This window comes from Pedococcus sp. P2_D7, assembly GCF_056404295.1.
This window is the reverse complement of record NZ_JBFUEH010000003.1, coordinates 40,592-55,943: the sequence shown is the minus strand read 5'-3', so window position 1 is coordinate 55,943 and position 15,352 is coordinate 40,592. Positions and strand designations below refer to the sequence as shown.

Below are 15,352 nucleotides of genomic sequence, written 5' to 3'. Positions count from 1 at the left end.
GTTCGCGCGGTCCCCGTGGAAAGTCGGCCAACTGGCCCCCTTTCCAGGCCACGTCGCGCAGATCGCCTGGAAAGGGGGCCAGTTGGCCCCAAATCTCGAGGACGGGGGCACGACGGGTCAGTTGGGGTTGCTGAGCCCGACCAACAGCACGACGCACGCCCCGGCCGCGAGGACGAACACGATCGCCAGCCCGGCGAGCATGCCCACCATGATGAAGCGCGTGCTCTCGCGCACGAGGCCGACGATGAACGCCGCCAGCAGCCCGACGTTGAGCCCCAGGGTCGCGATGGTGCTGAGCTCGTTCGGGAGGTTGACCGCATTGCCGACGACTGTGGGGAGGGACTCCAGCCCACCCACGAGGAACAGCGCGGGGATGCACAGGGCCACCCCGATCCAGAACTTCGCGACGTTGGAGCGTCCCCGTCGCCGAGCCGGCTGTGTCATGAGCGTTCCCCTCAGTCGATCCAGGCATAGATGCCGATGCACGCCGCCGCGGCGAGCACGGTGAGGTAGAGCAGGACCAGGCGGGTGTCGCCGAGCTTGCAGCGCGAGCGCAGCAGCCCACCCCGCCGTGCCTTGGCGTAGCCGACGATGGCGAGGACCGCGAACCCGAGCAGCGCCACTGGTCCCAGGACCCACCCCAGCAGTGCGATGGTGGCGAAGACGCACAGTCGCAGCGGGTCGTAGGGGGCCGTCGGCCCGTGATCGCCCTGCGCGTCGCCCTGCGCGGCGTGCGGCGGCGCCACCTGGCGCGGGTCCGGGCCGGTCATGGCGTAGCCCTGGTCGAGGTGAGCGGGAGGCCGACGGCAGTCGAGATCCGTTGCCGCGACAGGGGTGCCCAGGCCTGCACTGCACAGAACGGTGCGCACTGGTGGCCGCCGTCGTCGCTCACCGTGGCCACGTGGACGCAGCACTGGGTCAGGCGCTCCTCGATCATCGTGTTCATGTCCATGAACGGCTTCACGGTGATCCGCAGGACGCGCTCGCCCAGCAGGGAGCGGAGCTTCTCGCGCTGGCCGGGGAGTCGACCGGCGGCCAGGGTCGCGAGGGTGCCGATGCCCAGGTCGCACCCACTGCAGACGTCGCGCCAGATCCCGGCCATCGACGGGTGCGACAGCGACGACTGCTCCGACAGCAGGTCGAGCAGTGACTGCTTGACGGCTGATCGCAGCGATGCGGGAAGGGCGTCGTCGGCGATGCGGTTGGCGAGCACGTCGGGCTCGAGGTCGAGCCACTGCTTGAGCCGCTCGGGGCCGACGAGCGAGACCAGCGAGCGCCAGCTCCCGGAGTCGTCACGAAGGAGGTAGCCCACCGAGCAGCAGTGCGGGTGCGAGCAGGGCAGGGCGGTCAGGTCGCGCCAGGTCACCTGCCCGGCAGTCTGCCCGTCGAGCCGGGCGAGGACGCCGGTGTGGGTGAGCCGGTCGTGGGGGTCGATGCCGGCGCTGCGGCCGGAGCCGAACACCGGCTGGATCGTCACGCCGCCGACGTAGGGGGTGTCGAGGGCGCGCTTGACCACGAACCCGATCTCGTCGTCGTTCACGCCCAGTGCGGCGGTCATCGTCAGGGTGGTGAAGATTCCGGCGCCCGACAGGCGGTCGATCGCCTGCTCCTTGAACCGGCGGATGTCGGCACCCCGGTGGTGGATGGAGGCCTGCGCCGACTCGCCGTCGTACTGCAGGTAGACCTCGACCCGGTCGCGGTGCCTGCGCAGGAGGTCGAGCAGCGCGTCGTCCTTGGCGATGGCGATCCCGTTGGTGTTGACCAGGACCCGCACGATGGGCCGGGTCGCCACGGCGTCGAGCAGCTCGGGCAGCCACGGGTACAGGGTCGGCTCGCCCCCGCTGAGCATGAGCACGTCGATCCGGCCGTTCTCCCGCGACAGCCGGGCGTCGACCGAGGCCAGCACCTGGTCGAGCGGCACGACCGACGCGAGGGCCGGCGCCGAGGCGGCGAAGCAGGTCGGGCACTTGAGGTTGCAGTGGTCGAGCAGGTCCTCGAGCAGGATGCAGGTGTGCTGGGTCTGCATCTCGGGCAGACCGTCGGCGTAGGCAGCCGGCACCGGCGCGAAGTTCCCGGCCAGGTCGGGCGTGTGCACCTTGGTGGGGGCGGTCCACTGCTCGAGGTAGCTCAGGATCTCGGGCGACTCGTCGTAGAGGGTGCGCACCAGGCCGTGGGACGCACACCCGCGCTCGAGCCAGATCCGACCCTCGCGCTCCACGAGCCACCCGGACAGTCGGTGCACCTCCGTGAGGGGGCGGTCGGGCCGCTCCTCGTGGCACAGGGGGCAGAAGGCGTTGACGTAACGGTGGATGCGGTCGCCACGCAGCGGCATACCGGGTCCGGTGCGGGTGCTCACACGACCACTGTCTCGTGCCGCAGCCCGCGGTAGGCGCCGCGACGCGCTTGCACCGCCACCCGCGCGAGGATCCACGGCACGGTCACGGCGAGGAAGAGCTGCGGCCGGGTCAGCCCCAGCCAGGCGACCTCGTTGCCCCTGACGTACTCGAGGAAGAAGCGGGCGACGCCATAGGCGCCGAGGTACCAGACCAGCAGCTCACCGCTCGGCACGCGGCGGTGGCGGAGCCACCACCAGATGACGGCGAAGGCCGCGGCGTGGAAGACGATCTCGTAGACGAACGACGGGTGCAGGGGTATGCCGGCCGGCGCGCCCGTGCGCGCGGCGGCAGCGTCGTCGAGGGTGATCCCCCACGACGTCCCGGTGGGGCTGCCGGGACGCTCGGTGAGCAGGCAGCCGACCCGGCCCACGGCCATGCCCAGTGCGACCGCCGGCGCGAAGAGGTCACCGGTGCGGGGCCGGTAGCCACTGAGGCGCTTGGCGATGTGCACGCCGGCCCACGCCCCGACCAGGCCGCCGAGGATGCTGCGGTTGCCGTAGGCCCACTGCTCCGTGAGGGAGGCGTTCTGGCGCAGGTCGAGGTGCTGGAGCCACGTGCCGAGCCGCATGAACACCGCTCCGCCCACGAGGCCTCCGGTGACCACGATGAGCAGGCGCTCGTCCGTCGTCCCGCGCCGACGGGCCTCGACCGCGAACACCGCGAGGGCCGTCAGGACGCCGAGCGCGACGAACACCGCGTGGGCGTCCACCCCGAACACCGTGGGAACCACCGACACCCCTCCCTTCCGAGGTCGTGGGTGCCGGCACGCGTCATGGCGCGGGCTGCCACACCCGACTGAAGGGTGGCACGGATGGGGCGGCTCCGCGGCATACTTGGCCCGCCCCCGTGGCCCAACTGGCAGAGGCAGGCGACTTAAAATCGCCACAGGTGCGGGTTCGACCCCCGTCGGGGGCACCAGTGCGCTGGGTCGTGGTCAGAGGTCGACGTCGGCCCAGATCGCGGCGTGGTCCGAGGCGGCGTCCTGCTCGCGCGTGAGCGTCGGGTACATCTCCCAGCGACCGGAGGCGGTCCACACCCCCTTGCGGAAGATTCCGGACGCCGTGACCGCGGCGAAGACGGCCGGGGAGCAGAGGATGTAGTCGATCTTGTTGCCGGCCCGACCCGTCGTGTAGGTGCCCGGCCACCCGCCGTCGTCGAAGCTCGGGTGGGTGGCGATGTCCCGCAGGTCGGTGGGTGCCGCCGCCGAGCCCACGAGCAGGGGGGCCAGGGGCCCCGAGTCGGGGGTGTCGTTGAGGTCGCCGAGGACGACGATGTTCGCGACGCCCTCTGCGCGACGAGCCCGGTAGATCTCGGCCACCCGTTCGGCCTGTCGCTGACGTCGCCGGTTGGAGTCGCTCGCGCTGCCGTAGCCCTTGGACTTGAAGTGGTTGACCATCACCAGCAGCGTCGCGCCGCTCGGCAGGGTGACGGTGTACTCGGGGCAGTCGCGGCCGAAGATGGGCCCGGCGAGGTCGGCGTCGTCGACGTGGCTGACGATCCGCTCGATCACGTGGTCGCCGCGGGTCATGACCCCCACGTCGATGCCGCGGTCGTCGTTGCCGTCGATGAGCATGATGTGGCCGTAGATGCGATCGCTGATCGGGCGCAGCAGGTCGACGTTGAAGCGCTGCAACGCGATCCGGCTCTCCGCCTCCACGACCCCGAGCACGTCGGCCGCGACGTCGTGGACGACCTGCGCGGTGTGCCGGACCGCGAGCTCGGTCACGGCCTGGGTCTTCAGCTCGAGCCACCCGACCCAGTCGGGCCGACCGTCCGCCACGACGACCATGCCGCCGGCTTTCGGCCTGGTGATGAGGCGGCCCCGGTTCTGGCGGAGGATGACGTACGTCCCGCTGTCGGCCTTGTCCAGACCCAGCGCGACCAGCCACTTCACGATGTTGGCCTTGTCGGTCGCCGAGTATGCCGCGTGCTGGAGGGTGCGGGTCAGCTTGGCGTAGGTGTCGAGGAGGGTCCGGTGCGTCGACCAGTCGTCGGCCGCGAGCAGCCGGGCGCGGTCGAACAGGTTCTCGACGTTGAAGCTCGCGATCCTCACGACACCAGAGTCCCGCGCCCGACGCCGGCGCACCAGTGGACAGCGGGGGTCGTCTTCGCCATCCACAGGAGGGTGGCCCGGGAACTTTCACCCCGGTTCCGCACGTAGTCTGGGGTGAGCGGCCGACCGCAGGGCCGCCCTACGCCTCCAAGGAGACAGCATGGCCAGCAACCCGGTGTTCGACCGGATCGAGAAGGAGTCCCGCCAGGGCTATGCCGGGTTCGGTCGCAGCGGTGCGCCCGCCCAGCAGCCGACGGCCGGCATGGCGTCCACCGACGGCATGACCAGCCAGCAGCTCCAGGACCTCTACAACCAGCCCTCCGCCGGGCCGGTCCAGACCAAGCGCCTCACCATCGACGACGTCGTGATGAAGACGACTGGCCTGTTCGCCATCGTGCTGGTCATGGCCGTGGTGGGGTGGCGGCTCACCCCGAGCTACGGCATCGGCCTCATCCTCGGCGGCATCGCGGTCACCCTGGTGCTCGGTCTGGTCATTGCGTTCAAGAAGACCATCAGCGTGCCGCTCATCGTCACGTATGCGGTCGTCGAGGGGCTGTTCGTCGGCGCCATCAGCAACTACTACAGCCTCGCGTTCGACCCGCCGGAGCAGACCGACGTCTTCCGTGGCATCGTCGCGCAGGCCGTGATCGCTACGCTTTCGGTGTTCGCAGGCACGCTGTTGGCCTACAAGACCGGGCTCATCAAGGTGACGGCCAAGTTCCGTCGGATCGTCACCATGGCGGTCATCGGCTACACCATCTTCTCGCTCATCAACCTCGCCTACGCCTGGATCGGCAACCACGCCTTCGGCATCGGCGGGACCGGCGCCCTCGGCATCGGCATCTCGCTCTTCGCCATCGGTCTGGCCGCTGCGATGCTCGCGGTCGACTTCGACTCGATCGACCGGGCCATCGCGGCAGGCGCCCCGGAGAAGTACTCCTGGCTGCTCGCCCACGGCCTCATCGTCACCATCGTGTGGCTCTACCTCGAGATCCTGCGTCTGCTCGGGCGTCTGCGCAGCAACTAGCGTGACCCCGAGATCGCCTGTTCCGCAGGAGGTTTCGGCCGAACTGCAACGCGTGGTCCGGCGGTGGCAACAGCTGCCGCTGGACCACGCGCTGTCATGTGCGCCGACCGTCCGCGGTCTGCTCGACGACCTGGCCGAGCGCGCTGCCGTGACCTCCGCGCACGGGTCGCCCGCCACTGTCCCGGACCTGGGGCCGGCCGTCCTCATGGACCAGCTGACCGTCCTCGTCTACGACGTCTGCGCAGCGGGCGGCGCAGCGTCGGACGACCTGACCACGCGCCTGGCAGACCTGCGCCGCGAGCTGGCCTGACCGCCCTCCCGGAGCCAAGCCATGCAAAAGGCGAGTTAGCGCCAGGGCTGGCGGCGCTAACTCGCCTTTTGCATGACTGGGCGTCGCCGCAGCGCCGTCCCGGCTGACGCTCAGGTGCGCAGGTGGGCCACGTTCGTCCACCCGGGGTCCGGAGTGACCCTGATCCGGACGTCCTGCGGCCATGGGTCGCACACCGCCGCGAGCGACGGTACGGCGTCGTCAGCGGTGGAGTCGACGTAGACGTGCAGCAGCCGCACCCCCGCGTGGGACTGGTGGGCCACCACCCGGCCGCTGTCGCCGAGCGCCTGGTTGATCGCGTCCTCGAGGGTTCGGAGCTCGGTCAACGCGTCCTGGCCGGGCAGGCCCGACTCGGTCTGGTCGGTGTAGGGGACGGCGACCGCGGCGTGGGTGTCGAGGTCGGGCGCCGTGGCGGAGTGGAGTGGGATCTGGGCCATCGCCAACACCGGACCGCCCTCGCCCTCGCCGTTGAGGATCGCCCAGTGTGGCTGGCCGTCCTCGTCGGTGGACTCGGCCTCGAGGTCGCGGACGACCGCCCGCAGCCCGGCCAACCCGAACCCGTCCAGAGGCGGTACGACAGAGGGCGTCACCTCGCCGACCCAGAGCTCGACGCCGGTCTCGCCCAATGCGGTGTCGAGGGCGAGGAAGGTGATGGTGACCCGTGCGCGTTCATCGAGCGATGCGAACGCGGGGTGGTGCACGGACACGTCGACCCTGGATCCCTCCCGTCGAGCGCCCAGCACGAGGTCTGCGAACGAGATGGTCTGGCCGCCCACCTCGAGCGTCATCGACTCGGGCTCGCGGTTGGCCTGGCGCGAGTCCGCGAACTCCCACGTGGCGTCCGCAGCGGGGGCGCCCTTGACCCACCGACGGGCCGCGCCGCGAAGCGCCGCATCTCCCTCAGGACTGACCACCAGGCAGTGCTCCGCCTCGCGACCCGGGCTGAGCTCCCACGCCAGCCCGGGGTGCACGGCTGAGACGCGGTGGCTCATCGCGGCGACCAGGTCGTCATGGGGGCTGCCCGCGATGCTGGCATCGGCGAGGGCGCGGCCCTCGGTGGCCCACCAGTCCCAGAAACCGGTCACCGACTCTTGCGAGCCGTGCCCGTCCCGGTCGTCACGGCCCTTCCTGCGGCTGAAGATCCCCATGGGCCAGTCTTGCGGGCGCAGGCAGACGAGAGGCCCGAAACCGTGGATCCGGCGGGGTGCCGGGGTCGGTTTCGGGCCTCTCGACGCTCCGCTCAGCTCAGGCGCTCGTAGATGATGGCCATGCCCTGGCCGCCACCGACACACATCGTCTCCAGGCCGAACTGCCCATCGCGGGCCGCGAGGCCGTTGAGCAGGGTCGTCGTGATCCGCGCCCCGGTCGAGCCAAAGGGGTGGCCGAGGGCGATGGCGCCACCGTGCACGTTGAGCTTGTCGAAGTCCATGCCGAGGTCGTCGGCGGACGGCAGCACCTGCGCGGCAAAGGCCTCGTTGATCTCGTAGAGGTCCAGGTCGCCGATCGTCATGCCGGCCCGGGCCAGCGCCTGCCGCGAGGCCTCGACCGGCCCGAGGCCCATGATCTCGGGGGAGAGACCAGAGACACCGGTGGACACCACGCGCGCCAGCGGGGTGAGCCCGAGCTCCTTGGCCCTGGTGTCGCTCATGACCACCACGGCCGCAGCACCGTCGTTGAGCGGGCAGCAGTTGCCGGCGGTGATCGTGCCCTGCTCGCGGAAGACCGGGTTGAGGCCCTGGAGTGCCTCCAGCGTCACGCCGGCTCGCGGGCCGTCGTCCTTGCTGACGACCGTGCCGTCGCCGAGCGTGACCGGGGCGATCTCGCGCTCGAAGAAGCCGTCGGCGATCGCCTTCTCGGCGCGGTTCTGCGACGAGACGCCCCACTCGTCCTGGCGCTCCCGGGAGATGCCCCGCAGGGTGGCGACGTTCTCGGCGGTCTGCCCCATCGACAGGTAGACGTCGGGCAGCAGGCCCTCCTGGCGCGGGTCGGCCCAGGTCTCGTTGCTCTTGGCGATCTGCTCGCTGCGGGCTGCGGAGCCGGCGAACTTGGGGTTCTGGTCGTCACCGGAGGAACCACCGGCACCAGCCCAGTTGGTGTACTGCGAGACGCACTCGACGCCGCCGGAGACGAAGATGTCGCCCTCGCCGGCCTTGATCGCGTGGTAGGCCATCCGCGTGGTCTGCACGGACGAGGCGCAGAACCGGTTGATGGTCGAGCCGGGCAGCCCGTCGAACCCGGCGAGCACGGCCACGACGCGGGCCATGTTGGACCCGTGGCGGCCGGACGGCTCGGCGCAGCCCCAGTAGAGGTCCTCGACCAGCGTGGGGTCGAGCTCGGGGATCTTGGCCAGCGCCGCCGAGATCACCTGCACCGACAGGTCGTCGGGACGCATCTCCTTCAGCGAGCCCTTGAACGCGCGCCCGATGGGCGTGCGGGCGGTCGAGACGATGACTGCTTCGGTCACGGGGTCCTCCTCATGCAACAGCTGCGAGGGGCCGCGAGATAAGCGGCCGCTTAGTCAGCCTCGATGGTATGCCGTGCGGCTGGGTCTGCGACTGTGGCGTTGCTCTCGTCGGCGCGGGCGTCGGCTCGGCCGGTCCCAGCTCGACCGACCGCACCTGCCGCACCTGCCGCACCAGCGGCACCGTCGGGGCCAGGCGGCAGCCCACTGTCGTCGACCCGGTGGGACTCGGCCTGGTGGGACTCGGCCTGGCGGTCGGGCACGGCATCGTGCGGTCGGCGCAGCAGCACTGCCCAGCGACCGCGGGGGCCGCGGGCCTGGCCAGCGATCTTCGTCGCGGAGACCTCGGTGCCGGGGTCGCGGACCGCGTACTGGGCGGCGACGGCGACCGGGCCCACGCCCTCACCACGGCGGGTGTCGGGAGCGCGCTCCTCGCTCGGCTCGCCGATCCGGACCCCGAGAGCGGCGTAGACGCTCGGCAGCAGCGCGGCGGCCGCCCGGGCGTAGCCGGCAGGGGAGGGGTGGAACCGGTCAGCGCTGAACATCTCGTGCGGCCGCTCCGCGAACTCGGGGCCCAGCAGGTCGCCGAGCGACACGGTGCGGCCACCCGCCTCGACCACGGCGACGGTCTGGGCCGCGGCCATGTCGCGGGACCACCGACGCCCAATGAGGCGCAGCGGCTGGGGGATCGGCTGGATCGTGCCGAGGTCGGGGCAGGTGCCCACGACGACCTCGGTGTCGAGGGCCCGCAGCGCCCGGACCGTGGTCTCGAGGTGGCGCACGGCGATGGCCTTGTTGATGCGATGGGTCACGTCGTTGGCCCCGACCATGATGATCGCGACGTGCGGTCGCGCCACCTGGTCGAGGGCGTTGACGAGCTGGAGCTCGAGCCCTGAGGACTCGGCTCCGACGACGGCGGTGTTGGTGAGGCGGACCGGGCGACCGGTGAGGGCGGAGACGCCGTTGGCGATGATCGCGCCGACTGTCTGGTAGCGGTGGTCGGCACCCATCCCCGCGGCCGATGAGTCGCCCAGGACGACGAGCTCGACCGGGTCGCCCACGCCGGCACCGTAGATCCCGTTGTCGTCGGGGGAGCCGTCGAACGGCTGGCCCACGATGCGGCGGGCCACCTTCGCCTCGGCCTTGAGCACGCCGTAGCCGAGCGCGCCGAGCGCACCGATGCCCGCAGCGAGGCCGCCCCCACCGTAAGCGGCGGTGGCGGCGATCTTGCGGGCCCGTCGTGCCCGGCTCATGGGCCAGCCCCTCTCGTCCGTGGTCCCTCTGACGGTAACGCTCGATGCTGACATGGTGATCCCCCTCCCCCTCGATGGTGCGACCGGGGCGTGTGCTTGGCATCCCCCAGTTGGCGGAGAGCCCGCCGACCGGCCCGCCGGGCGGTCCGAGGGCCTGTCCAGCATCTGAGAGGATGGCGGGGTGAAGTACGCAGAGCACATCGCCGACCTCGTCGGGAACACGCCCCTCGTCAAGCTGAACTCGGTCACCGAGGGGATCGCGGCCACGATCCTCGCCAAGGTGGAGTACATGAACCCGGGCGGGTCGGTGAAGGACCGCATCGCGCTGAAGATGATCGAGGCGGCCGAGGCCTCCGGCGAGCTCAAGCCGGGCGGCACCATCGTCGAGCCGACCTCCGGCAACACCGGGGTCGGACTGGCCCTGGTGGCCCAGCGCAAGGGCTACAAGTGCGTCTTCGTCTGCCCCGACAAGGTGAGCCAGGACAAGCGCGACGTCCTCAAGGCCTACGGCGCGGAGGTCGTGGTCTGCCCGACCGCCGTGGCGCCCGACCACCCGGACTCCTACTACGAGACGTCCGACCGCCTGGTCCGTGAGATCGACGGCGCGTGGAAGCCCAACCAGTACGCCAACCAGAACGGTCCCGCCTCGCACTACGAGTCGACCGGCCCGGAGGTGTGGGACGACACCGACGGCAGGGTCACGCACTTCGTCGCGGGCGTCGGCACCGGAGGCACCATCACCGGCACCGGCCGCTACCTGCGCGAGGTCTCGGAGGCGCGCGACGGTGGACGCGTGCGCATCATCGGCGCCGACCCGGAGGGCTCGGTCTACTCCGGTGGCACCGGTCGCCCCTACCTCGTCGAGGGCGTCGGAGAAGACTTCTGGCCGACCGCCTACGACCCGGCCGTGGTCGACGAGGTCATCGCGGTCAGCGACGCAGACTCCTTCGAGATGACCCGCCGCCTCGCCAAGGAGGAGGGCCTGCTCGTGGGCGGCTCCTGCGGCATGGCGGTCGTCGCCGCGCTGCGGGCGGCCAAGGACCTGCCGGCCGATGCCGTCGTCGTCGTGCTGCTGCCCGACAGCGGTCGTGGCTACATGTCGAAGATCTTCAACGACGACTGGATGAACTCCTACGGCTTCATGCACACCCACACCGAGACGACGGTCGGCGAGGTGTTGCACCGCAAGGCCGGCGACATCCCCGCGCTCGTCCACACGCACCCGACCGAGACGGTCCGCGACGCCATCGAGATCCTCCACGAGTACTCCGTCTCGCAGATGCCGGTCGTCAAGGCCGAGCCGCCCGTGATGGCGGGCGAGGTCGCCGGCTCGGTCAGCGAGCGCGCCCTGCTCGAGGCGCTGTTCAACGGCAGTGCGCACCTCACCGACTCGGTCGACAAGCACATGGAGCCGGCGCTGCCCCTGGTCGGCGCCGGTGAGGCTGTCACCGCGGCTCGCCACGAGCTCGAGAAGCACGACGCGATCATGGTGGTCGAGGACGGCAAGCCGGTCGGGGTGCTGACCCGCGCCGACCTGCTGATCGCCTTGGTGGACTAAGGGATTCGTCGACCAGACACCGACCGGCGCAGCGCGTCGGTCACCGCAGCCGTCGCGCCATGTCCGGGCGCGGCGGCTGCGCCGCGTCCGGGTGCAGGATGCCGGCCAAGGCCTCGACCCCGTCGACGAGGCGAGGTCCGGGGCGGGCGAAGCTGGCGTTCGCGTCGACCGCCCACACGGGTATGCCGTCGGGCAGCTCCCCGTCATCGATCGCCTTGCGTGCCAACGCCGTCGAGCCCTCGAGGTCGTAGCCGCACGGCGCACACACGATCACCTCGGGGGCGCTGTCGCGCACTGCTTCCCAGGTGACGCGCACCGACTTCTCGCCGGCGGTCCCGAGCGCGTTGGTGCCCCCGGCCCGGGTGACCATCTCCGGCACCCAGTGGCCGGGCGCGAAGGCCGGGTCGGTCCACTCCAGCACCAGCGCGCGCGGGCGGGAGGTGGCGCGCACGGCCGACTCCACGGCATACAGGCGGTCGTGGAGCTCGGCCACGACGGCAGCCGCGCGCTCGGCGGTGCCGGTCGCGCACCCCAGCGTGGTGATCGAGCCGATCACCTCGTCGAGGGTGTGGGGGTCGATGGTGAGGACCTCGGCGCGGCAGCCGAGGTAGGCCAGCGCGTCGTCGACGACGGAGACGTCCACGGCGCAGACGGCGCACAGGTCCTGGGTGACCACGAGGTCGGCGTCCAGAGCTCCGAGGGCTCCGGCGTCGAGGTGGTAGAGGTCTTCTCCCGCTGCCATGGCCTTGCTGACGAACGCGTCGATGTCGCTCGCCGAGAGGCCCTCGGGGATGGCGGTCGTGGAGACGATGGTGCGCTCACGGGCCTCGGCCGGGGTGTCGCACTCGAAGGTGACGCCCACGACCTGGTCGCCGGCGCCGAGCGCGAACAGGATCTCCGTCGTCGAGGGCAACAGGGACACGATCCGCATGCCGCGACCATACGCGGGGCCCGTCCCGCGGCATACCGCAGCCTTGGGTGCGCGGGTTAGGTTGACACCATGGAGAACTGGGAATCTCCGGTGGAACGCGCCATCCGTGAGGCGCAGGAACGCGGGGAGTTCGACAACCTGCCCGGGACCGGGAAGCCGCTGCGCAGCCTCGGCGACCCGGAGCGGGACGACCCGGACTGGTGGGTCAAGCAGCTGGCCGAGCGGGAGCACCTCGACCTGTCCGGAGCGCTGTCCCCGCCGTTCGCGCTGCGCAAGGAGGCGGCCACCTTCCCGGGGTCGCTGCTCGACCTGCGCACCGAGGCGAGCGTCCGGGCCGTGCTCGAGGACTACAACCACCGCGTGAAGACGGACCGCCTGCGTCCAGGCGTCGGGGCGAGCTTCCCGATCTGGGCGCCGCTGGTCGACGTCGACGACCTGGTCGAGCAGTGGCGTGAGCTGCGCGAAGCCACGAGAGCCTCCGCCTCCGGAGGGACCGCCGACCTCACAGCTCCAGCAGCATCACGTGCAGGCCGACCCGGCCGTGCGTCCTGGATTCGAAGGCTCCTGGGACTGTCGTGAGGATCCTGAAGCCGAGGTCCTGCCAGAGGCGCACGGCCACCACGGCGTTGAACTGGATCGCCGCATAGCCCTGGTCCCGGTGCCACGCCACCACGTCCTCGGCGAGGGTGCGGCCCACCCCCTTGCCCCGGGCCGCCGATGCCACCATGAAGCTCGCGGTGCCGACGTGCGAGCCACGCCCCGGGCGGTTCGGGCCCATCTTCGCACTGCCGAGCAGGCTGCCGTCCTGCTCCACGGCGACGACCGTCCGCCCAGAGGGCGACTCGAACCACAGGTCGTGGATCTGGGCGTCGGTCAGGTCGTCGGGGTAGGCGTAGGTCTCGCCGGCATCGACGACCTCACGGAAGATGACTGCGAAGGCCGGCAGGTCCGACTCGACTGCCTCGCGGATGACCACGCGACGACCCTATGACCTGACGCTGACGGTCTCAGCCGCCGAGGTCGCTCGAGTCGTTGACGCGCAGGACGCTCTCCTGGCTCGGCAGCTGGTCCTGCTTCACGATCCCCACCGGGCAGGTCATGCCGTTGGGCCCGTGGTTGCAGTAGCCGCCGGGGTTCTTGTAGAGGTACTGCTGGTGGTAGTCCTCGGCGTAGTAGAACGTGCCGGCATCCCCGGCTGAGCGCAGCTCGGTCGTGATCGTGCCGAAACCGTTGTCGGTCAACACCTTCTGGAACGCCTCACGGGTCGCCTCGGCGGCGCGCTCCTGGTCGGGGGTGGTCCAGTAGATCGCCGACCGGTAGGCCGTGCCGATGTCGTTGCCCTGCCGGTTGCCCTGCGTCGGGTCGTGGTTCTCCCAGAACTCCTTGAGCAGCAGCTCGGGGCTGGTCTGCTCCGGGTCGTAGGCGACCAGCACGGCCTCGGCGTGACCGGTCAGGCCGGTGCAGGTCTCCTCGTAGGTGGGGTTCGGGGTGAGGCCGCCCATGTAGCCCGCGGCCGTCGTGACGACCCCCGGGAGCCGCCAGAAGATGCGTTCGGCGCCCCAGAAGCAACCCATCGCGAGGTAGAGCACCTCGGTGTCCTCGGGCCAGGGGCCCTCGAGCGGCGTGTGCAGGACGACGTGCTCGTCGGCGATGTGGAACGGACGCGTCTCGCGTCCGCGCAGGGCGTTCTCGGCGGTGGGCAGGGTGGTCTTGGCGCGCGATCCGAATATCACGACTGGTCCAACGCAGGCCGTCGCACGACTGTTCCGGCCGGACCTTACGGCGGGATGACGCCCCGGCCGCTTCGCCAAACTCGCTGGCTTCCCCCTGTTCGCTCGGCGAAGGTGGACCCATGGTCACCATCACCCTGGTCGAGGACCCCGACGACGCGCAACGGCAGCTGTTCGACGACTGGGCGGGGGTGCTCGTCGCGGACGGCCGCCACCAGTTCGGGCCGGACCACAGTGCCCACTCGGTCGAGGAGCTCCGCGAGATGGGGCGCAGCACCGACCGGCGACGGATCTGCTGGGCGGCCGTCGACAGGTCGGGCGCCGTGGTCGGCTCGGCGGCCCTGACGATGCCGCAGCACGACAACCTCTCGCAGGCCCTGGTCATGGTCATCGTCCACCCCGACCACCGCCGAGGCGGGGTGGGCACCGCGCTGCTCGAGCAGGTCGAGTCAACGGCTCGCGACCACGACCGCACCGTCCTCCTCACCGAGACCCAGTGGCTGGTGGGTGCGCGCGACGAGAGCGGCGAGGAGTTCGCCGCACGTCGTGGGTATGCCGGCGCGCAGACCGTGCTGCGCAGCTCACTTCTCCTGCCCGCGGACCGGGACCGGCTGGAAGCCGCCCTGGAGGGGGACGACGCGGACGGGTACGTCGTGCAGACCTGCTGGGACGGCATACCGGAGGCCTGGCTGGCGGGGCGGGCGGAGCTGAGCCGACGGATGAGCACCGACATCCCGATGGGCGACCTCCAGCTCGAGGAGGAGCGCTGGGACGAGGAGCGGGTGCGCACGGAGTACCAGCGGATCGCGGCCATGGGCCGGCGCGTGGTGGACACCTTCGCCGTGGTCGAGGCCACCGGTGAGCTGGTCGGCTACACCCAGGTGCAGGTGCCCCGCGCGAACCCGGTGGTGGGCTTCCAGCAGGACACGCTGGTGACGCGCGAGCACCGAGGCCACCGGCTCGGGCTGCGGCTCAAGGCGGCCGGCACGCTGGCCCTCATGCAGGAGCTGCCCGACACGAGGTCGGTGCGCACCTGGAACGCCGACGACAACGCACCGATGCTGGCGGTCAACCGCGCGCTCGGCTACGTCCACGACGCGATGATGCGCGAGTGGCAGAAGGTGGTCACGTCGTGATCGACGACCCGGTCGACGTCGACCTGGGCACGGTGGTCTCGATCCACGTCGCCAAGGCGACCAAGCTCCCCATGCGGCCGGTGGAGTCGGTCGTCGCCGAGGCCGGCGTCGGACTGGTCGGCGACCGCTACCACGGCTCCAGGCACCGCCACGTGACCGTGCAGTCGGCCGGGGCGCTGGCGGAGGCGAGCCAGGCGCTGGGGGCCGAGGTCGAGCCGGGCGCGACGCGTCGCAACGTCACCCTGTCCGGCGGTCCGGTCCCCAGCCGGCCGGGCACCCGGGTGCGGATGGGCGAGGCCCTGCTGGAGGTCGTGCGCCCTGCCGCGCCGTGCCGGTTGATGGACGACCTCATCGCCCCCGGGGCCATGAAGGCGCTGCACGCGCGTGGCGGCACGGTGTTCCGGATCCTCGAGGGAGGGGTCATCCGGGTGGGCGACCCGGTGGTGCGAGAGGGCTCCTGAGCGGGGGCTAGCCTTGCC

At 71.1% G+C, this 15,352-nt stretch carries 17 protein-coding genes and 1 tRNA gene; 7 read left to right on the top strand and 11 right to left on the bottom strand.

The features are described from left to right. Positions 1 to 117 precede the first annotated feature (117 nt). The 4 genes from AC1DWJ_RS07415 to AC1DWJ_RS07400 are packed head-to-tail and all read right to left on the bottom strand — an operon-like array spanning position 118 to position 3,126. The gene (locus AC1DWJ_RS07415; protein WP_457252806.1) at positions 118 to 444 is read right to left on the bottom strand and encodes a hypothetical protein; all 327 of its coding nucleotides are present in this window, start codon (positions 442 to 444) and stop codon (positions 118 to 120) included. A gap of 11 nt (positions 445 to 455) precedes the next feature. Beyond that, the gene (locus tag AC1DWJ_RS07410) at positions 456 to 770 is read right to left on the bottom strand and encodes a hypothetical protein (protein ID WP_477620411.1); all 315 of its coding nucleotides are present in this window, start codon (positions 768 to 770) and stop codon (positions 456 to 458) included. Further along, positions 767 to 2,356: a radical SAM protein gene (locus AC1DWJ_RS07405; protein WP_477620410.1), complete on the bottom strand. Its 1,590-nt coding sequence runs from the start codon at positions 2,354 to 2,356 to the stop codon at positions 767 to 769. The genes AC1DWJ_RS07410 and AC1DWJ_RS07405 overlap by 4 nt, the downstream gene beginning before the upstream one ends. Beyond that, on the bottom strand, positions 2,353 to 3,126 hold the full coding sequence (locus tag AC1DWJ_RS07400; RefSeq protein ID WP_477620409.1) for a prolipoprotein diacylglyceryl transferase: 774 nt from the start codon (positions 3,124 to 3,126) through the stop codon (positions 2,353 to 2,355). The genes AC1DWJ_RS07405 and AC1DWJ_RS07400 overlap by 4 nt, the downstream gene beginning before the upstream one ends. Positions 3,127 to 3,236: 110 nt before the next feature. Here AC1DWJ_RS07400 and AC1DWJ_RS07395 point away from each other — a divergent pair. Next, a tRNA-Leu gene (locus AC1DWJ_RS07395) sits at positions 3,237 to 3,314 on the top strand. A gap of 16 nt (positions 3,315 to 3,330) precedes the next feature. Here the strand turns inward: AC1DWJ_RS07395 and AC1DWJ_RS07390 are convergent. Beyond that, complete coding sequence (locus tag AC1DWJ_RS07390) at positions 3,331 to 4,449, bottom strand: endonuclease/exonuclease/phosphatase family protein (RefSeq protein ID WP_477620408.1); 1,119 nt, start codon at positions 4,447 to 4,449, stop codon at positions 3,331 to 3,333. A 160-nt stretch (positions 4,450 to 4,609) separates the two neighbouring features. Between AC1DWJ_RS07390 and AC1DWJ_RS07385 the strand changes: the two genes are divergently transcribed. Next, the gene (locus AC1DWJ_RS07385) at positions 4,610 to 5,476 is read left to right on the top strand and encodes a Bax inhibitor-1/YccA family protein (protein ID WP_477620407.1); all 867 of its coding nucleotides are present in this window, start codon (positions 4,610 to 4,612) and stop codon (positions 5,474 to 5,476) included. 52 nt (positions 5,477 to 5,528) lie between these two features. Further along, positions 5,529 to 5,786, top strand: coding sequence for a hypothetical protein (locus AC1DWJ_RS07380; RefSeq protein WP_477620406.1), 258 nt, complete (start codon positions 5,529 to 5,531; stop codon positions 5,784 to 5,786). Positions 5,787 to 5,896: 110 nt separating this feature from the next. Here AC1DWJ_RS07380 and AC1DWJ_RS07375 read toward each other — a convergent pair whose 3' ends face one another. From AC1DWJ_RS07375 to AC1DWJ_RS07365, 3 genes are all read right to left on the bottom strand, one after another. Next, positions 5,897 to 6,952: a DUF695 domain-containing protein gene (locus AC1DWJ_RS07375; protein ID WP_477620405.1), complete on the bottom strand. Its 1,056-nt coding sequence runs from the start codon at positions 6,950 to 6,952 to the stop codon at positions 5,897 to 5,899. A 92-nt stretch (positions 6,953 to 7,044) separates the two neighbouring features. After that, positions 7,045 to 8,268 (bottom strand): acetyl-CoA C-acetyltransferase, encoded by a 1,224-nt coding sequence (locus AC1DWJ_RS07370; RefSeq protein ID WP_477620404.1) that lies wholly within the window; start codon positions 8,266 to 8,268, stop codon positions 7,045 to 7,047. 50 nt (positions 8,269 to 8,318) lie between these two features. After that, on the bottom strand, positions 8,319 to 9,518 hold the full coding sequence (locus AC1DWJ_RS07365) for an SGNH/GDSL hydrolase family protein (protein WP_477620403.1): 1,200 nt from the start codon (positions 9,516 to 9,518) through the stop codon (positions 8,319 to 8,321). 181 nt (positions 9,519 to 9,699) lie between these two features. On the opposite strand from AC1DWJ_RS07365, the gene AC1DWJ_RS07360 reads away from it, so the two are divergent. Continuing rightward, positions 9,700 to 11,076 (top strand): cystathionine beta-synthase, encoded by a 1,377-nt coding sequence (locus tag AC1DWJ_RS07360; RefSeq protein ID WP_457252796.1) that lies wholly within the window; start codon positions 9,700 to 9,702, stop codon positions 11,074 to 11,076. Between the two features lie 40 nt (positions 11,077 to 11,116). On the opposite strand, the gene AC1DWJ_RS07355 is transcribed toward AC1DWJ_RS07360, so the two are convergent. Continuing rightward, positions 11,117 to 12,007: a cobalamin-binding protein gene (locus AC1DWJ_RS07355; RefSeq protein ID WP_477620402.1), complete on the bottom strand. Its 891-nt coding sequence runs from the start codon at positions 12,005 to 12,007 to the stop codon at positions 11,117 to 11,119. Between the two features lie 69 nt (positions 12,008 to 12,076). Here AC1DWJ_RS07355 and AC1DWJ_RS07350 point away from each other — a divergent pair, with 69 nt between their 5' ends. Continuing rightward, on the top strand, positions 12,077 to 12,586 hold the full coding sequence (locus AC1DWJ_RS07350; protein ID WP_477620401.1) for a DnaJ family domain-containing protein: 510 nt from the start codon (positions 12,077 to 12,079) through the stop codon (positions 12,584 to 12,586). On the opposite strand, the gene AC1DWJ_RS07345 is transcribed toward AC1DWJ_RS07350, so the two are convergent. Together AC1DWJ_RS07345 and msrA are read right to left on the bottom strand one after the other, a co-directional pair. Next, a complete protein-coding gene (locus tag AC1DWJ_RS07345) occupies positions 12,510 to 12,983 on the bottom strand; it encodes an N-acetyltransferase family protein (protein WP_477620400.1) in 474 nt (157 codons plus the stop codon). The genes AC1DWJ_RS07350 and AC1DWJ_RS07345 overlap by 77 nt on opposite strands. A 31-nt stretch (positions 12,984 to 13,014) precedes the next feature. Beyond that, positions 13,015 to 13,737: a peptide-methionine (S)-S-oxide reductase MsrA gene (gene msrA / locus AC1DWJ_RS07340; RefSeq protein WP_457252828.1), complete on the bottom strand. Its 723-nt coding sequence runs from the start codon at positions 13,735 to 13,737 to the stop codon at positions 13,015 to 13,017. 122 nt (positions 13,738 to 13,859) lie between these two features. Here msrA and AC1DWJ_RS07335 point away from each other — a divergent pair, with 122 nt between their 5' ends. Together AC1DWJ_RS07335 and AC1DWJ_RS07330 are read left to right on the top strand one after the other, a co-directional pair. After that, positions 13,860 to 14,873 (top strand): GNAT family N-acetyltransferase, encoded by a 1,014-nt coding sequence (locus AC1DWJ_RS07335; protein WP_477620399.1) that lies wholly within the window; start codon positions 13,860 to 13,862, stop codon positions 14,871 to 14,873. After that, the gene (locus AC1DWJ_RS07330; protein WP_457252791.1) at positions 14,870 to 15,334 is read left to right on the top strand and encodes an MOSC domain-containing protein; all 465 of its coding nucleotides are present in this window, start codon (positions 14,870 to 14,872) and stop codon (positions 15,332 to 15,334) included. The genes AC1DWJ_RS07335 and AC1DWJ_RS07330 overlap by 4 nt, the downstream gene beginning before the upstream one ends. Positions 15,335 to 15,352 lie beyond the last annotated feature (18 nt).

What these genes read in the sequence shown, in the direction of transcription:
- AC1DWJ_RS07415 (WP_457252806.1), bottom strand. Translation starts at nt 444, where the DNA reads ATGACACAGCCGGCTCGGCGACGGGGACGCTCCAACGTCGCGAAGTTC.
- AC1DWJ_RS07410 (WP_477620411.1), bottom strand. Translation starts at nt 770, where the DNA reads ATGACCGGCCCGGACCCGCGCCAGGTGGCGCCGCCGCACGCCGCGCAG.
- AC1DWJ_RS07385 (WP_477620407.1), top strand. Translation starts at nt 4,610, where the DNA reads ATGGCCAGCAACCCGGTGTTCGACCGGATCGAGAAGGAGTCCCGCCAG.
- AC1DWJ_RS07375 (WP_477620405.1), bottom strand. Translation starts at nt 6,952, where the DNA reads ATGGGGATCTTCAGCCGCAGGAAGGGCCGTGACGACCGGGACGGGCAC.
- AC1DWJ_RS07365 (WP_477620403.1), bottom strand. Translation starts at nt 9,518, where the DNA reads ATGAGCCGGGCACGACGGGCCCGCAAGATCGCCGCCACCGCCGCTTAC.
- AC1DWJ_RS07355 (WP_477620402.1), bottom strand. Translation starts at nt 12,007, where the DNA reads ATGCGGATCGTGTCCCTGTTGCCCTCGACGACGGAGATCCTGTTCGCG.
- AC1DWJ_RS07350 (WP_477620401.1), top strand. Translation starts at nt 12,077, where the DNA reads ATGGAGAACTGGGAATCTCCGGTGGAACGCGCCATCCGTGAGGCGCAG.
- AC1DWJ_RS07335 (WP_477620399.1), top strand. Translation starts at nt 13,860, where the DNA reads ATGGTCACCATCACCCTGGTCGAGGACCCCGACGACGCGCAACGGCAG.